Source organism: Muriicola sp. E247, assembly GCF_041358175.1.
In the GTDB taxonomy this organism is placed as follows: domain Bacteria; phylum Bacteroidota; class Bacteroidia; order Flavobacteriales; family Flavobacteriaceae; genus Muriicola.
Map to the genome: position 1 here is coordinate 95,261 of NZ_JBGKBE010000001.1, position 16,834 is coordinate 112,094.

16 protein-coding genes are annotated in these 16,834 nt (G+C 43.6%); 6 read left to right on the top strand and 10 right to left on the bottom strand.

The genetic code is table 11. The features are described from left to right. Nucleotides 1–2: 2 nt before the first annotated feature. Genes ACA086_RS00385 through ACA086_RS00395 form a run of 3 tightly spaced genes read left to right on the top strand, consistent with a single transcriptional unit; the run spans nt 3 to nt 2,674 of the window. Entirely contained in the window at nt 3–467 is a 465-nt protein-coding gene (locus ACA086_RS00385; RefSeq protein WP_371001223.1) for a RidA family protein, read from the top strand. An 11-nt stretch (nt 468–478) separates the two neighbouring features. Continuing rightward, nucleotides 479–1,591, top strand: coding sequence for a D-TA family PLP-dependent enzyme (locus ACA086_RS00390; RefSeq protein WP_371001224.1), 1,113 nt, complete (start codon nt 479–481; stop codon nt 1,589–1,591). 9 nt (nt 1,592–1,600) lie between these two features. After that, nucleotides 1,601–2,674 (top strand): dipeptidase, encoded by a 1,074-nt coding sequence (locus tag ACA086_RS00395; protein WP_371001225.1) that lies wholly within the window; start codon nt 1,601–1,603, stop codon nt 2,672–2,674. A gap of 22 nt (nt 2,675–2,696) precedes the next feature. Here the strand turns inward: ACA086_RS00395 and ACA086_RS00400 are convergent, their stop codons facing one another. The 3 genes from ACA086_RS00400 to ACA086_RS00410 all read right to left on the bottom strand — a co-directional run bounded on the left by ACA086_RS00400 (nt 2,697) and on the right by ACA086_RS00410 (nt 7,370). Beyond that, nucleotides 2,697–3,119, bottom strand: coding sequence for a HEPN domain-containing protein (locus ACA086_RS00400; protein ID WP_371001226.1), 423 nt, complete (start codon nt 3,117–3,119; stop codon nt 2,697–2,699). Nucleotides 3,120–3,136: 17 nt separating this feature from the next. After that, a complete protein-coding gene (gene nifJ, locus ACA086_RS00405) occupies nt 3,137–6,670 on the bottom strand; it encodes a pyruvate:ferredoxin (flavodoxin) oxidoreductase (protein ID WP_371001228.1) in 3,534 nt (1,177 codons plus the stop codon). A gap of 349 nt (nt 6,671–7,019) precedes the next feature. Beyond that, nucleotides 7,020–7,370, bottom strand: a complete 351-nt coding sequence (locus tag ACA086_RS00410; RefSeq protein WP_371001229.1) for a 4Fe-4S dicluster domain-containing protein — start codon at nt 7,368–7,370, stop codon at nt 7,020–7,022. Nucleotides 7,371–7,530: 160 nt separating this feature from the next. Between ACA086_RS00410 and ACA086_RS00415 the strand changes: the two genes are divergently transcribed. Both ACA086_RS00415 and ACA086_RS00420 read left to right on the top strand, forming a co-directional pair. Beyond that, complete coding sequence (locus tag ACA086_RS00415) at nt 7,531–9,387, top strand: 2-oxoacid:acceptor oxidoreductase subunit alpha (RefSeq protein ID WP_371001231.1); 1,857 nt, start codon at nt 7,531–7,533, stop codon at nt 9,385–9,387. 2 nt (nt 9,388–9,389) lie between these two features. Next, the gene (locus ACA086_RS00420) at nt 9,390–10,400 is read left to right on the top strand and encodes a 2-oxoacid:ferredoxin oxidoreductase subunit beta (RefSeq protein ID WP_371001233.1); all 1,011 of its coding nucleotides are present in this window, start codon (nt 9,390–9,392) and stop codon (nt 10,398–10,400) included. 34 nt (nt 10,401–10,434) lie between these two features. On the opposite strand, the gene rsxA is transcribed toward ACA086_RS00420, so the two are convergent. From rsxA to ACA086_RS00455, 7 genes are read right to left on the bottom strand one after another with little or no spacing between them, the layout of a single operon-like run. Continuing rightward, nucleotides 10,435–11,010: an electron transport complex subunit RsxA gene (rsxA, locus tag ACA086_RS00425; protein WP_371001234.1), complete on the bottom strand. Its 576-nt coding sequence runs from the start codon at nt 11,008–11,010 to the stop codon at nt 10,435–10,437. A 1-nt stretch (nt 11,011) separates the two neighbouring features. After that, nucleotides 11,012–11,617 carry an RnfABCDGE type electron transport complex subunit E gene (locus tag ACA086_RS00430; protein WP_371001235.1) on the bottom strand — a complete coding sequence of 202 codons (606 nt, stop codon included), beginning with the start codon at nt 11,615–11,617 and terminating at the stop codon, nt 11,012–11,014. Between the two features lie 4 nt (nt 11,618–11,621). Next, nucleotides 11,622–12,218: an RnfABCDGE type electron transport complex subunit G gene (locus ACA086_RS00435; protein WP_371001236.1), complete on the bottom strand. Its 597-nt coding sequence runs from the start codon at nt 12,216–12,218 to the stop codon at nt 11,622–11,624. 2 nt (nt 12,219–12,220) lie between these two features. After that, nucleotides 12,221–13,231 (bottom strand): RnfABCDGE type electron transport complex subunit D, encoded by a 1,011-nt coding sequence (locus ACA086_RS00440; RefSeq protein ID WP_371001237.1) that lies wholly within the window; start codon nt 13,229–13,231, stop codon nt 12,221–12,223. A gap of 5 nt (nt 13,232–13,236) precedes the next feature. After that, complete coding sequence (gene rsxC, locus ACA086_RS00445; protein WP_371001238.1) at nt 13,237–14,565, bottom strand: electron transport complex subunit RsxC; 1,329 nt, start codon at nt 14,563–14,565, stop codon at nt 13,237–13,239. After that, on the bottom strand, nt 14,555–15,445 hold the full coding sequence (locus tag ACA086_RS00450) for a Fe-S cluster domain-containing protein (protein WP_371001239.1): 891 nt from the start codon (nt 15,443–15,445) through the stop codon (nt 14,555–14,557). Before ACA086_RS00450 ends, rsxC begins: the two co-directional genes overlap by 11 nt. A 5-nt stretch (nt 15,446–15,450) precedes the next feature. Further along, nucleotides 15,451–15,879 carry a SoxR reducing system RseC family protein gene (locus tag ACA086_RS00455; protein WP_371001240.1) on the bottom strand — a complete coding sequence of 143 codons (429 nt, stop codon included), beginning with the start codon at nt 15,877–15,879 and terminating at the stop codon, nt 15,451–15,453. A 305-nt stretch (nt 15,880–16,184) separates the two neighbouring features. On the opposite strand from ACA086_RS00455, the gene ACA086_RS00460 reads away from it, so the two are divergent. Next, nucleotides 16,185–16,832 carry a hypothetical protein gene (locus tag ACA086_RS00460; protein ID WP_371001241.1) on the top strand — a complete coding sequence of 216 codons (648 nt, stop codon included), beginning with the start codon at nt 16,185–16,187 and terminating at the stop codon, nt 16,830–16,832. The last annotated feature ends 2 nt before the right edge of the window (nt 16,833–16,834 follow it).

Consider the following 16,834-nt stretch of genomic DNA (forward strand, 5'->3'; position numbering starts at 1 on the left):
GTATGAGTAATTCTCCTTCACAAAGAATAAAAGACCTGGGATTGGTACTGCCACCGGCCCCACCTCCTGCAGGACTCTATAAACCTGTAATGGTGGTTGATGGCTTTTTGTACATTTCAGGGCAGGGACCCATGAAAAGCGATGGAACCTATATAACCGGAAAAGTTGGGGAAACATTAACCCTGGGAGAAGCAAAACTAGCAGCCGAACAGGTAGGTCTTACCATGCTTTCAACCATCATTACACATTTTGGAGATATTGATAGAATCCAACGCCTGGTAAAGACACTGGGAATGGTTAATTCGACACCTGAATTTGACCAGCATCCACTGGTTATCAACGGCTTCAGCGAGCTGATGGCGGATATTTTCGGAACTGAAAACGGCGTGGGAGTGAGAAGTGCAGTAGGTATGATTCTCCCGGGCCAGGTAGCAGTGGAAATAGAAGCTATGTTTGAACTTCACTGACAGGCCTGGATATGGAAAAAAGACCTTGGTACAAGATTGAAAATGAAGAAGAGATTTCCTCTCCTTGTCTTTTGGTGCATCCCTTGAGAATTGAGCGCAACATTCAAACCATGATCAGCATGGTAAGTGATGTAAAAAAACTCAGGCCGCACATAAAGACCCATAAAATGGCCGAAGTAATCGACCTGCAGTTAAAATACGGCATTGATAAATTCAAGTGTGCCACTATTGCCGAAGCCGAACTACTGGGGCAGCAAAAAGCATCGGATGTACTCCTTGCCATGCAGCCTGTAGGACCCAACGTCGGGAGGTTTTTTAAGCTTTTATCAAAGTACCCTCACACCCAATTTTCCACGATCATAGACAATAAGGACAGTCTGAGTGACATTGAAAAGATGGCGAAAACGAAGGGCAAAAGTGTTGGTCTTTTTCTGGATTTAAACGTGGGAATGGATCGTACCGGAATTCAACCTAGTGAAGAGGCCGCTGAGCTGTACAAAAAGATAGCGGATAGTAAATATCTTGAAGCATCCGGATTACATGTCTACGACGGGCATATCAGAAATCCGGCTATTGAAGACAGGGAAAGAGAATGCGATGCGGCATTTAAGGGTGTAGTGGAATTAAAACACCAGCTGGAAGCGGAAGGATATGCTGTGCCGACTATTGTGGCAGGAGGATCTCCATCATTTCCTGTTCATGCCAGGCGAAAAGAAGTAGATAACAGTCCGGGTACCACTCTCTTATGGGATGCCAGATACGGTTCTTCATTTAAAGACATGGACTTTCTCCCGGCTGCCGTATTGATTACAAGGGTGATCAGTAAGCCAGCTACTGATATTTTTTGTCTAGACCTTGGCCATAAGGCCATAGCTCCCGAGATGGACTTCCCCAGGGTGCACATTTTTGGGCTGGAAGATTGCGAACAGATCGGTCAGAGTGAAGAACACCTCGTACTGAGAAATACATCAAAGTCCCCTGTAAAAATAGGGCAGGTATTTTATGCTATTCCCATGCATATTTGTCCGACTGTTGCGAAATATCCGGAGGTATTGACTATTGAAGACGGAAAGTTGACAGGCAAATGGAAAGTGGCAGCAAGAGATCATCGATTGATTATTTAGAGACCCCCTATGTTAATTTTTGACGCACATCTCGACCTTGCCATGAATGCCCTGGAATGGAACAGGAACCTCGTATTGCCGGTTGATGACATTCGAAATACAGAAGTGGGCATGAATGACAAACCCGACCGCGGTAAGAATACCGTTTCCCTGGATGCTATGCGTAAAGGAAATATCGGAATTTGCGTTGCTACTCAAATTGCCCGTTATGTTAAAAACACAAATCCGCTTCCGGGCTGGAATTCACCTCAGCAGGCCTGGGCACAAACCCAGGGGCAACTGGCCTGGTACAGAGCCATGGAGCAGCTAGGTGAAATGACACAGATTTCAAACCTTACAGAATTAAACCATCACCTCGAATTATGGGATTCAAATTCGGATCCAAAAAAGCCTATCGGATTTATCCTCAGTTTGGAGGGTGCAGATTCTTTGTTTACTCTTGGTCATCTAGAAATGGCCTATGAGCAGGGATTAAGGGCTGTGGGTCCTGCACATTACGGTCCGGGGACCTATGCTTTTGGGACGAATTCCACAGGAAGTATTGGGGAAAGAGGCCGGGAACTGCTACTGGAAATGGCCCGCTTAAATATCATCCTGGATGTAACCCATTTGTGCGATCAAAGTTTTTGGGAAACCATGAAGGTGTATAATGGGCCGGTCTGGGCTAGCCACAACAATTGCAGAGCCCTTGTCAACCACAACAGGCAATTCTCTGATGAACAAATCAAGGAATTGATTTCGCGAAAAGCCGTTATTGGAGTGGCTCTCGATGCCTGGATGATGGTCCCTAACTGGGAGAGAGGGCAATCATCTCCTGAATCAATGGGTGTGACACTACATACGATAATCGACCATATTGACCATATTTGTCAACTTTCAGGAAATTCACTACATGTGGGGATTGGTACTGATCTCGACGGGGGATTTGGCAAAGAACAATGCCCGGGGGATGTTGACACCATTGCCGATCTTCAGAATATACCTCAATTGCTGGCTAACAGGGGATACTCACAGGAGGATATTGAGAACATCATGAATAAAAACTTCATAGGTTTCCTTCAGGAAACATGGAAAGATTCCTGAAAATTCAGCTGTGCCTGAACTCCTAGGCGATAATTTTCTCTTCCCTTAGAAATGTATCCAGTCTATCGGCAATGTCGAAACAACGACTTACCTTTTCTACTCCATCACAATACCTGGAGTCCTTATTTTCATACTGGCAGTTGAGACCACTCAGACTTACATTTTCAAACTTTTTATTCAATTCCTTACATTGTGTAAACAAGGAATCGAGAGTATCCTCCTTCTTGGTTTCAATCCCACTGCGCAATAAGTAACCTCTTAGAAAATTTTGGACGGCAATTTGTGCATTTTTACATACCAAAAAAGAAACAACATCTTCCTCGGGCCGGTATAATTCCTGGTTGGCCTCCTTCATTTTCTGGACGGCTATCTTAAAATAGGGGTTCGCTAAGTCTTCCATCGCATCTGTTTTAAAATTATTCTTATTCCTTTTACATGTTCCCATGTTTGCTTATTCAGTGCTTACATATTTCTGAATAATTCGAGTCTTTCCCATTTGGTATCAACTTCCTCCTGAGCCTGTTTTAGAAGACTTGCTCCCAGTTCAGGATCATCTTTTACTACCCTTGTAAAACGAGTTTCCCTGTACATAAAATCTTCAAGGGGTTTGCTGGGTTCCTTCGAATCCAATTTGAACTTTTTACCTTTAGGTTTGGAAGGGTCGAATCTAAAGAGCGGCCAGTAACCGGTCTCCACAGCTCTTTCCTGATGCAATGCGCCTTCTTTTAAGTCGTATCCGTGTTCTCCGCAATGAGAGTAAGCAACTATAAGGGAAGGTCCGGGATAAGCTGCCGCTTCTTCAATTGCCCTTAGGGTTTGCATGTCCTTGGCTCCAAGTGCAACCTGGGCCACATATACATTTCCGTAAGAAATCGCTTGTAAAGCCAGGCTTTTTTTACCTGTTCTTTTTCCCGATACGGAAAACTTGGCACTTGCCCCCAGAGGGGTTGCTTTTGAGGTCTGACCCCCTGTATTAGAGTATACCTCTGTATCCAGAACCATGATATTAATATCTTCTCCGGAAGCAAGCACATGGTCTACGCCTCCATATCCGATATCGTAAGCCCAGCCATCACCCCCTAGAATCCACACTGCTTTCTTCCGCAGATATTCAGTGAGGTTTAATAATTTATTGGCTTCGGGGAGGTCTTTGTGCTGTGATAAAATCTCATTCAACTGATCGAGATGTTGAAACTTCTCCTTCTTTTGTGCTTCATTTTCTTCAGGGTTGTTTAAAATGGATTCCACTAATTCGCTGCCTACAGTCTCTTCCAGGGATTTCAATAGTCCGACGGCAATTTCCTGTTTTTTAGACAGGGCCAGTTTCATTCCAAAACCAAACTCGGCATTATCTTCAAAGAGCGAATTTGCCCAGGCTGGGCCTCTGCCTGCTTCGTTGGTTTTGTAAGGTGTAGTGGGTAAATTACCTCCGTAGATGGAAGAACAACCCGTAGCATTCGCAATCAGAATACTGTCCCCGTATAACTGGGTAAGCATTTTAATATACGGTGTTTCTCCACAGCCGGAACAAGCACCAGAGAATTCGAATAGCGGTTCTAGAAATTGAGATCCTTTAACATTGGTAATCTGAAGTGCCGTTCTGTCGTAATCGGGTAGTTGCACAAAATAATCCCAATGCTCATTTTCAACTTTATCCACTTCCAGTTTTTTGTGCATATTGATTGCCTTAAAATCAGGAATCTCCTTGCTTTCCGCCGGGCACACTGCAACGCAAAGATCACATCCCGTGCAGTCTTCGGGTGATACCTGAAGAATATAGGACTCGGTTTCTTTTTGGAATGGCCTGCCTTTTGCGGGCGTTCTTTTCAAGGTATCCGGAGCAGATTCAAGCTCATCATTGGAAACCACTTTAGCCCGGATGGCCGCATGCGGACAAATAGCGACGCACTTATTACATTGGGTACAGAGGTCTTCACCATCCCATACAGGAATAAAATCAGCAATCCCTCTCTTTTCATATTGGGTGGTTCCTGTTGGGAAGGTACCATCTACAGGAAAATAACTCACCGGAAGTTCATCTCCCCGCCCGGCAAGGATCTTTCCGAGTACTTCTTTTACAAAGGGATCAGGTTCCCCGGACATAATTGATCTTAGTCCACGTGTAGCCGTAACCTTAGTGGGATACTCCACTTTTTCCAAATGCTGAAGAGCAGTATCAACTGCATTGAAATTCATTTTTACCACTTTATCCCCTTTGTGGGAATAAGATTTTACAATGGCGTTTTTTATCTTTTCGATGGCCTCTTCTTTAGGTAGTATCCCTGAAATGGCAAAGAAGCAAGTTTGCAGTACCGTGTTGGTTCGTTTCCCAAGTTTGGCGGCCTGAGCGACCTTAGTGGCATCAATAACATAGAAATTCAATTGATTTTCTATGATCTCCTGCTGCATCACCTTGGGTAATTGATCCCAGATTTCATCCCTGGAGAAAGGAGAATTTAAAAGGAAAGTCCCTCCTTTTTTGATATGGTTTAAAATATCGTATTTCTCTATAAAATTAAACTGGTGGCACGCTATAAAATCAGCTGTATTGATCAGGTACGAAGAGTGCACAGGATCAGGTCCGAATCTCAGATGTGAAATGGTCTGAGCCCCGGCTTTCTTGGAGTCGTACACAAAATATCCCTGCACATAGTTATCAGTAGTTTCCCCTATAATTTTTATCGAATTTTTATTTGCCCCAACAGTACCATCAGACCCTAACCCATAAAACATACAGTTAAATGTCGTTTTCTTGGTATTGAATACAGGGTTGTAATCCAGGCTTGTGTGGCCCAGATCGTCATTGATTCCAATAGTGAAATGGTTTTTTGGTTTAGCTTTAAGCAATTCATCATAGATACCTTTTACCATCGCCGGATTGAATTCCTTGGACGAGAGTCCATATCTTCCCCCTATTATTTCAGGCATTTCCCTGTCGCTTTCAACAAAGGCGGTGACGACATCCAGATAGAGCGGTTCTCCAATACTACCGGGTTCCTTCGTCCTGTCAAGGACTGCAATTTTCTTAACCGTTTCGGGTAACTTATTTAGCAGATATTCCACAGAAAATGGTCGATATAGTCGAACAAATACAGCACCAACGCGCTCATCCTGTTCCAACAGAGTATCCACGGTTTCCCTCACTGCACCTTCACCCGAGCCCATAATGACGATAACCCTTTCCGCTTCCGGATGGCCCACATAATCGAACAGATGATATCTTCGGCCTGTATGGGAATAAAATTCATCCATGACCTCCATAACTACTTCAGGTACTTTGTCGTAATGGGGATTGGCAGCTTCCCTGGCCTGGAAGAAAACATCGGGGTTCTGAGATGTCCCCCTTACTACAGGGTGATCCGGATCTAAGGACCTCATCTTGTGTTCTTCAATTTTGTCATCAGGAATCATAGCTTTGATCACCTCATCGGAAATAGAATCAATCTTTGAGATTTCATGTGAGGTTCGGAATCCATCAAAAATATTTAGAAATGGTACCCGCGTTTTCAAAGTTACAACCTGTGAGATCAGGGCAAAATCCATAGCCTCCTGAACAGAACCTCCAAAAAGCATTGAGAATCCCGTTTGTCTTGTAGCCATAACGTCAGAATGGTCACCAAAAATAGACAAGGCATGAGTAGCCACTGTCCTTGCTGCCACATGGATGACTGCTGGTAACAATTCCCCTGCAATCTTGTACATATTCGGGATCATCAATAACAAACCCTGAGAAGCCGTAAAGGTTGTGGTGAGCGCCCCGGCCTGTAAAGAGCCATGAACGGCACCTGCGGCACCTCCTTCGCTTTGCATTTCCACAATTCTTGGAACATTACCCCAAATATTTTTCTGTCCTTCGGAACTAAACACATCTACATGTTCTCCCATTGGTGAAGCAGGGGTAATGGGATATATGGCACATACTTCGTTCGTTTTATGAGCTATTCTGGCAACAGCCTCATTGGCATCACATATTAATTTTGGAAATTCATTTTTCATGATAGTCTATTTTCATTATTTGCCTATAAAAGGATATATAAAGCAGCATCCACATGCTGTGGTGAGTGACATATAAAAAATATTGGTAAGCATATTTTGCAGTCTCCTGATCTTGTTAAAAGTAAGATTCTGATTAGGGGTAAACTATGACATTTATCAGGTGAAAAATATCAATATCGTCGGTTGATTTTCTGGTAGGTTAGACCTTTATTCCGAGCGATTGAAGGAAATTATGTACCAAAAAAATCACCCTTTATTTCATAACAATAAAGGGTGATACTTTGCTAAAAAGAAAATCAATGCCCTCTAAAACATTGGATTTTTATAGCCGGGCTTATTGCGAATAACATTATTCTCCATGGAGCCAGGCCTTCTTTTCCAATAGCTGCTCATCAGATTCAACGTGTTCCTCATCAGGGACACAACAATCGACCGGACAAACAGAAGCACATTGAGGCTCATCATGAAAGCCCTTGCATTCCGTACATTTATCAGGGACTATGTAGTAGAATTCGTCTGATATTGGTTCGTTTTCTGCGTCAGCATCAACTTCCTGGCCACCTGGGGTATTTATCATCCCGGATAAGGCCGTCTCATCAGCATAAGACCATTCCTGGTCGGGTTCATATATAGCATTGTTAGGACATTCTGCTATACAGGCATCGCAGTTAATGCACTCGTCGGTGATGATTATTGCCATAACTTATATTTTAGGGATACGCTCGCTAAATTAAACTACACAAGCTGCTTTAATAATGATAAATGTCATATTTCATTAGCGATTCAAAGGATATATTTAATAAATCTAGAAAAGGAATAGAAAAGGTAATCTGTACTACCAAAATTATAATCAGAATGTGATGAGTATTGCGAAAATTGAAAAATCAGAAAAAGCTCTGGAGGCTGTGGTTGTGCGCTTTGCAGGAGATTCGGGAGATGGAATGCAGTTAACAGGGTCCCAATTCTCAGATACCTCTGCCATGTTTGGGAATGATGTAGCTACTTTTCCAAATTATCCTTCTGAAATACGTGCCCCTCAAGGGAGTCTATACGGGGTTTCAGGATTTCAGGTCCATATCGGGAGTGTGGAGATCAGTACTCCGGGTGATAATGTTGACCTTTTAGTAGCGATGAATCCCGCAGGTTTAAAAACCAATCTTCACGCCGTTAAACCCGGGTACGGGATCATCGTGGACACCGATTCATTTACTAAAAAAAATCTGGAAAAGGCACATTATGAATCGAATCCGCTGGAAGATGGAAGTTTAGACGAGTATCAGGTAATTGAGGTGAGTATGACCTCCCTTACCAAAGAAGCTCTGAAGGATGTGGCTGGCCTTGATAATAAAACCATCACAAGAACAAAAAATATGTTTGCGCTCGGAATGGTATACTGGATGTATCATCGTTCAAGACAGCACACCATCGATTTTTTTAGAACCAAATTCAAATCCCGGCCTGAACTTATAGAGGCCAATACCAAAGTGTTGAATGCCGGTTATTACTATTCGGAAACTCTGGAGTTGATTCCGAATGCCTATACTGTAGCTCCTGCTAAAATGCCGTCCGGCACCTACAGGATTATTATGGGGAACACTGCTACGGCCTGGGGATTTTTGGCCGCAGCGGAAAAATCGGGATTAGAGCTATTCTTAGGGTCTTATCCCATTACCCCCGCATCAGAAATCCTTCATGAACTGGTAAAACATAAACATTTTGGAGTGAAGGCCTTACAGGCAGAAGATGAGATCGCCGGCATTAGTTCGGCCATTGGTGCCGCTTTTGCAGGAGATCTTGCAATCACAACTACTTCGGGGCCGGGCCTGGCATTAAAAGGAGAAGCACTGGGACTGGCCGTTATGCTCGAGTTACCCTTGGTGGTTGTTGATGTGCAACGAGGAGGGCCTTCTACCGGCCTACCCACAAAAACCGAACAATCTGACCTGCTCCAGGCCATGTTCGGCCGAAACGGGGAAAGTCCGGTTATCGTAATTGCGGCCAGTACACCTGCAAATTGCTATGATTTTGCCTATGCAGCTTCCAAACTCGCGCTTGAACATATGACCCCCGTCATCCTGTTGACTGATGGTTATATCGCCAATGGTTCGGCTCCCTGGAAAATCCAGCCCGTATCTGAAATGCCTGATATTACTCCAAGGATCATTTATGGGGCTGATAGCCAATGGCGTTCTTATAAACGGGATAAAGATACTCTTGCCCGCGACTGGGCAATTCCGGGAACTAAAGGCCTGGAACATCGTATTGGTGGTCTGGAAAAAGACCAGACAACCGGAGAGGTTTCCTATGATCCTGAAAACCATCAATATATGACAGATATCAGGGCAGAAAAAATAAAACGGGTACAAAACGAGATTCCTGAACTTCAGCCGAAGTTCGCACAAAAAGGTGATCTCCTGGTAGTTGGTTGGGGAGGTACTTTCGGCACCCTGTATGCTGCAGTTAAAGAAATGAAACAACAGGGAGTTGAGGGTATTGGCCTTGCGCATTTTAATTATATCAATCCCCTTCCAAAGAACACAGCAGAAGTACTTCGAAATTTTAAAAAGATTGTTGTATGTGAACTGAATTCAGGTCAGTTTGCCTCTCTTCTGCGAATGAATTTTGAGAATATCCCCTTCCTCCAATTCAATAAGGTTCAGGGCCTTCCATTTGGAAATGTGGAATTAACAGAAAAGTTTAAAGAACTCTTAGGATAATCATGGAAACACTTGAAAATAAATACACCTATAAGGATTTTGCGAGCGATCAGGAGGTAAGATGGTGTCCGGGATGTGATGATTATGTCATCCTGAGAGCCATGCAGAATGCGCTGCCACAAGTGGGGATAAAAAAGGAAAATGTAGTATTTATCTCGGGAATAGGATGCTCATCGCGCTTTCCCTACTATATGGACACCTATGGCATGCACGGTATCCATGGAAGGGCCCCGGCAATTGCTTCGGGGGTTAAATTGGCAAATCCTGAGCTTAGCGTATGGGTTATCACCGGGGATGGAGATGCAATGGCCATCGGAGGCAACCACTTTATTCACGTCCTCAGGCGCAACCTCGACATGAACATTGTTCTTTTTAACAATGAGATTTATGGCCTTACCAAGGGGCAATTCTCACCTACATCCCTTGTTGGGCAGCGGACCAAATCCTCGCCCTACGGGAATACTCAACCCCCTTTTCTTCCGGGGGAACTGGCGATTGGAGCACAGGCCCGATTTTACGCCAGGGTAGGTGGCAACACCCCGAAAGAAATGACACAGGTATTTATTGAAGCTGCAAAATTTAAAGGTACTTCCCTTATTGAAGTTCTTCAGAATTGCGTCATATTTAATGACGGAGCATTTGCTAAATACACAGACAAGAAAGTAAGGGCAGACAAACAATTATTCGTAGAACACGGCAAACCTATGATTTTTGGAAAGGAAAGAAACAAAGGCTTGGTGTTAAACGGACTTAAATTAGAAGTTGTGACCCTTGGGGAAGAAGGAATTCAAGAGGCTGATCTTCTGGTACACAATGCAGAACTGGAGGATCCCACCCTGCATCAAATGCTGATCAGAATGGAATATCCCCTGGTCACTGGAATAATCAGAAGGTTTCCGGATGTGACTTTTGAAGAAAGGGTTGATGACCTGACCAGAAAAGTGAGAACCGATTCTAAATTTACAAAGACCGATGACCTCTTCTTTTCAGGGGAGACCTATGAGGTAGAGTGATCACGCTAAATTGATCCGGGAGACAGCGATTATTTTAAACCAGTCCGGCAAAACCCAGAAACGCCAGAGACAGTAATCCGGCTACCAAGAGATTGATGGGTACGCCCTTCATCCCTTCAGGGATATCGGCCAACTCTAAAAACTCCCGTATACTGGCAAAAACAATCAGGGCCAGTCCAAATCCTATCGCACTTGAAAAAGAAAAAAATACCGCTTTTAACAAAGTGCTATCCTCCATTCCCAGAGCCAGGATAGCAACTCCCAGAACGGCGCAATTGGTGGTGATCAAAGGTAGAAATACTCCTAAGGCCTGATATAAGGGTGGACTTACTTTTTTTAAAATGATCTCTACCATCTGTACAAGGGCCGCAATTACCAGGATAAAAGTTATAGTCCTCAGATAATCCAGTTCAAAAGGTACAAGGACATATTGATGTAAGAGATAGGTAACTGTTGTTGCTATGGTCATCACAAACATGACCGCCCCTGACATACCCACAGAGGTGGATATTTTGTTGGAAACACCCAGAAAAGGGCAAATCCCAAGAAATTGGGACAAGACGATATTGTTTACAAAAACAGCACCAATAAGGATAACAAAATATTCCATTTTATGCGACTTTTTGGGTTAGTCTGTTAAACAGAATGGCGAGATAGGCCAGGGCTATAAATGCTCCCGGAGGAAGTATAAAAAGAATCAATGTGTTGGCTTCCTCAGAGACAAATCTGAATTCAAACAGGCTTCCATTTCCAAGGATTTCCCGGGTTGCCCCTAAAACCGTAAGGGCAATGACAAAACCCAGTCCCATTCCTACCGCATCCACTACAGACGAGGCAAGGTCGTTTTTCGAGGCGAAAGCCTCCGCCCTGCCAAGGATCAGACAGTTGACCACAATTAGGGGTATAAAAATCCCTAATTGCTCGTATAAAAAAGGGATATAGGCTTCCAGAACCATTTCCACCACGGTAACAAAAGAAGCTATTATAACAATAAAGGCAGGTATCCTGACCTTATTTGGGATATGGGATTTGATAAGCGATACTACAATATTTGACATCAGTAAAACAAAAAGGGTAGCCACGCCCATACCCAGACCATTAAAAGCTGATGACGTTACACCAAGAGTAGGACACATCCCAAGTAGCATCACAAAAACCGGATTCTCCTTTATAAGGCCTTTTAAAAAATTTTGCTTCTGGTCTATTGGTTTACTCATCCATCTACCGCTTAGAGTTAGAAATTGAATTTTTATTGGTTAAAAAGGTGTCAAATGCCTGTTGCGTTGCTTCGGAAAAAGCCCGGGAACTAATTGTTGCTCCGGCCAGGGCATCCACCTCTCCCCCATCCTTTTTCACTTTCAGATCAAAGGTCTCCGGGTTTTTATTCCGGAATTGCCGCAGGAATTTCTCTCCTTTCATTTTTGTTCCAAGACCGGGTGTCTCTTTCTGTTCTAAAACTATAATGTCTCTTATATGCCCGTCCGGATTAAAGCCTACCATCAACTTTACAATTCCACTATACCCTTTCTCGGAATAGCCGGTAACGGCTGCTCCCAAAAATGTGCTGTCCATATAGGCAGGGTAGATGGAGGTACTGTCTCTTAGTTCTTTCTGCTTCAAGCGAATCACCTCTGCCACAGGCTCATTGTTAAGCTGAGGAAGTACTGCGCTAAGCGCCTTCTCTACCCTCGCAAGGCGGGCCCTGGCTTTGGGTTCCAGGGTAAGATCATTTACATAGCCAAGGGAAAGACCCGCTACCAGGGTGATGATTAGAAGAACAACCACCATATTGAATAATGTCGATTCTTTCTTTTTCACAGTCACATAATTTTAGCTTTGATTCTTGAGCCAAACCTTCTGGGTTTGAAATAGCGATTGATGAGAGGTACAAATGCGTTCATGATCAGGATAGCAAAAGAGATGCCTTCAGGATAAGACCCGAACAATCTGATCACTACGGTAATAATACCTATTCCGATGGCGAAAATGACCATCCCCTTTTTTGTTACCGGACTGGTTACCAGGTCGGTTGCCATAAAAAATGCCCCCAGAATTGCACCACCCGAAAGCACATGAATAAGCGGATTGGCATAATACCCAGGGTCTGCTATCCAGAATACACCTGTCATTACAGCAATAGTAGCCAAAACGGTAACCGGAATATGCCAGGAAATTACTTTTCTCGCTATTAAAAAAATACCTCCTATGAGTAGTGCCAGGGCTGACATTTCGCCAATAGATCCCGAGGTTAATCCAATAAACATATCCACTGTTGAAGGAATCTGGGTACTGATCTCGCTCATCGACTGTCCAAACTGTACTCCCTCCTTGATAAGTCCGAGTGTTGTTGCCCCTGTAACGGCATCCACAAGCGTAGTATTATTTTCAATTGGAACGGGCCATAAGGTCATTTGTACGGGAAATGAAACCAGTAAAAATACCCTGCCCACAAGAGCGGGGTTGAAAATATTAAATCCAAGGCCCCCGAATGATAGTTTACCTACTCCGATAGCTACCAGACTGCCCACCACAATCATCCATACCGGAATTCCTGCCGGCAGATTAAAAGCGAGGAGGATTCCGGTAATTAATGCGGAGCCATCTGTGATAGTGGTCTTGGTTTTCAATATGAATTTCTGAATGAGATACTCGAAAAGGAGGCAGGAAATGATGGCCGTAATCGTAGCTATCAGGGCATTGATACCAAAAACATAAAGCGAGACAAGAAAGACTGGAAGCAAAGCAAGAACCACATCGTACATTAATTTTTCGGAAGTTCTTTCCGAATGAACGTGGGGGGAGGAGGAAACTATTATAGTCTGGTCACTCATACCTTTTATTTATTCGATTCGAGTTGCTTTCCTATTGATTTGCCAAAGCGTATATAATCCAGAAGCGGGCGATGAGAGGGGCATACATAACTACAAGAACCACATTCGATACAGGTTAGAATATCTTCTTCCAGAGCTTTCTCATACATTCCCTTTTCGGAAAGGTTCATCAGTAGGTGAGGTTCCAGACCCATGGGACAAACATCCACGCATTCCCCACAGCGGATGCAATTTTTAGGTTCTCCCCGGCTGGCCTCGTCCTCTGATATGACGAGAATCCCGGATGTCCCCTTAGTAACCGGAACATCTGTATTTTTAAGGGCCTTACCCATCATAGGGCCGCCGCTTACGATTTTTCGGGTATCCTCGGGCACACCCCCAACAGCATCGAGCAAGTCTTTAACAGGAGTTCCTATTTTCACCCAGAAGTTCGATGGGTCATTTAGTTTTTTTCCCGTTACGGTAACCACTCTTTCCATCAACGGTCTGTTGTGTTGTATTGCCTGATATATGGCAAATACGGTACCTACATTATGGACCACAACCCCCACATCCATGGGTAACCCATTTTTAGGAACTTCCCTTTTTAACAGCGCCCTGATCAGTTGCTTTTCGCCACCCTGGGGATATTTAACCTGCAAAGCGGCAATCTGGATACCAGACGCTCCGGAGGTTAAATTTCTGAAAAGGTCGATTGCGTCTTTCTTATTGTTTTCTATCCCGATAATTGCCCTGTCTATTTGCAGCGCATACATCAGAATCCGGATACCCACCAGAATCTCTCTGCCCTTTTCCAGCATAAGGCGATGGTCTGCCGTTAGAAATGGTTCGCACTCAACACCGTTTACAATGAGGCAGTCGAGTATTTTGTCTTTTTTTACCTGCAATTTTACATGCGATGGAAAAGTGGCACCTCCCAGGCCAACAATTCCATAATCCGAAATACGCTTAAGGATTTCCTCTGGTTGCAGACTAATCTCTTCTTTGAGGGGATATTCATTTTCCTGAAAATTAGATTCATTTTTTACATCAGATCTGATAACAATACACTGTTTCTTATACCCTCGTGTATCAACGATCTTGTCCAATTTTGTTACGGTTCCAGCCACAGGGGAATGAATATTAGAGGATACATATCCACCTGACCTGGCAATTACCTGCCCGATTTCAACCTTGTCTTTTCGATCTACCACAATTTCCGCGGGTATCCCTATGTGTTGCGATATCGGAACGTAGACCACTTTGGGCAGAGGGAGTCTTTTAATAGGTTTAGCAGATGTTATCTTGTTCTCTGAGGGATGAATCCCACCTTTCGGAAAAGTCTTAAGCATCATTTTGTGGCTTTATGGATTCAACCTTTGCTGTTACTTTTGCCTCTGCTTTTTTCTCTTTCCTCGGCGGAAAATTAGTTTCAATAATGGAATGGGTTGGGCATACAGGGACACATTTCCTACATAAAGTACAGTAAGCCGGATCTATATATGCCAGGTTATTCTCTATAACAATGGCTTCTTTAGGACATACATCCAGACATTTTGAACAGCCTATACATGCCACAGAACAGGCTCTTTTGGCAATACCGCCTTTCTCCTCATTGAGGCAACCGACAAATATTTTTAAATCCCTTTTATGTTTTGGCCTCATCTCGATGATATCCCTAGGGCAGGCATCTACGCACATTCCGCAAGAGGTACATTTGTCCGTAATTACCACAGGTAGCCCGGTGGTTTCATCCATGTACATCGCATCAAACTTGCAGGCATCAACACAATCTCCGTCTCCAAGGCACCCGTACTGACAATCGGTTTCGCCACTGTAGATCAAAGCCGAAATAGCACAAGACCTTGGTCCCTGATACTCTGTGGTCTTTGGCCTCACATCACAACTTCCCTGACAGCGCACTACAGCTACAGTTGGGTCCTTCTCTGCCACCTCTTTCCCGAGGGCATCTGAGACCAACTTCATCACCTCATTTCCGCCAACAGGGCAGAACAGATCAGAAATATCATCGGTATTCACCAGTTTTTCGGCAAAAGACCTGCATCCGGGAAAACCACAACCCGCACAATTAGCCGCGGGCAAAAGGTCTTCGACTTCTGAGATTAATGGGTTTTCATAAACATAAAACTTCTTTGATACAACGTACAGAATCAGTGCAGAAACAATCCCCAGAAGGGTTAGCAAAATGGCACTATTTAAAATAGATTCGGTCATAGTCTTCAAATTCTCAGAACGGAAATTCTGAAGGTTTTCCGGAAGTAATTCCTAAAGGCGTAAACGCTTGCGTAATAAGGTACAAGGACAAGGAGTGATAACAAGCCCGCAATCCATTCGGTGAAAATCGCAGAAGCGATAATCAAGGTCAGCAGCATTAGGAGAAAAGGAAAAATATATGCCCAAAATACTGCCGTTTGTCCCAAACTCTTTTTTAGAGTGACTTTAACAGGTTCGTTAATTTTGAAAGATCCGTCTGTATTAGGGATTTCTATTTCTTTGGTCTTTGAATTGCTTACCCCGCATGCCCCTTTAACACTGCAGGATTCACACTGAATGTTCTTATCCAGGGAAATCAGGATGGATTTCCCGAGAATTTTAGAGACTTTTCCAGAGTGTACGAAGACCTTGGGTTCCTGTTCCTGTAAATCCATGACACTATTCTTAACCCCACATTAATATCAATCCGGATAATTGATCGATTAAAACTAACACTTATGTATAATCCATAATATGATATATGTCAGCGTTCGGAAATTCTTTTGCGGGCGTTTCAAAGTTTGATATGAGATATATTATGCAAGTGTTTTAAGGTATGATATGCTGTGTGTCAGGCTGTTTCTACTCTACATTAATTTTCTGTTCTTCCTTTATTTAGCTAACTACTTTGATCGATTTTAACAGGGATTTATACCCTTCTGGCAGGGTAATTGTTACCTTTATAGCTCATAAGAAAGCTATGAGAGCCGTTTTTTCACTCTTGATGATACTGGGGATTGCCGGGGTCGGTATATCGCAAACCGATGTGCCCAAAACCCAGCCATTGAAAATCGGACCAAAGCCGAATCTTGAAATAAAGGCAAAACCTACCCAGAATAATTCCCTCAGGATGCCCTCTATAATTGATATGGGTAAAACTCCGAACCTTCGCGATTCGCTTATGTCAAATAATGTCCAGATGTTACCCGACAGGGAGTTAAGACAGGCAGGATTCGACATGGATATCGATCCCAAAGTAGGGGAACGTGAAAAGGGCAAGGGTAAAGAGCATTACGGAGATATGTATTTGGGAGACGTAAAAACTTCTTCAAAATTTGTGGGTATCGTATGCCGTGATCACGAATACGTAGACGGGGACAGGGTGAAGATTTACGCGAATGGAGAAGTCATAGATCCCAATATCCTTTTAACTGGGAGTTTTAAGGGTGTCAATCTTACACTGGACAAAGGGTTTAACCGCCTCGACTTTGAAGCCCTGAATCAGGGTACTTCCGGGCCAAATACTGCCCAGGTTGATGTTTATGACGAGGCAGGAAAACTGATATATTCCAATAAATGGTTGTTGTCTACCGGCTCTAAAGCATCCCTTATCATTGTCCAGGATTAATT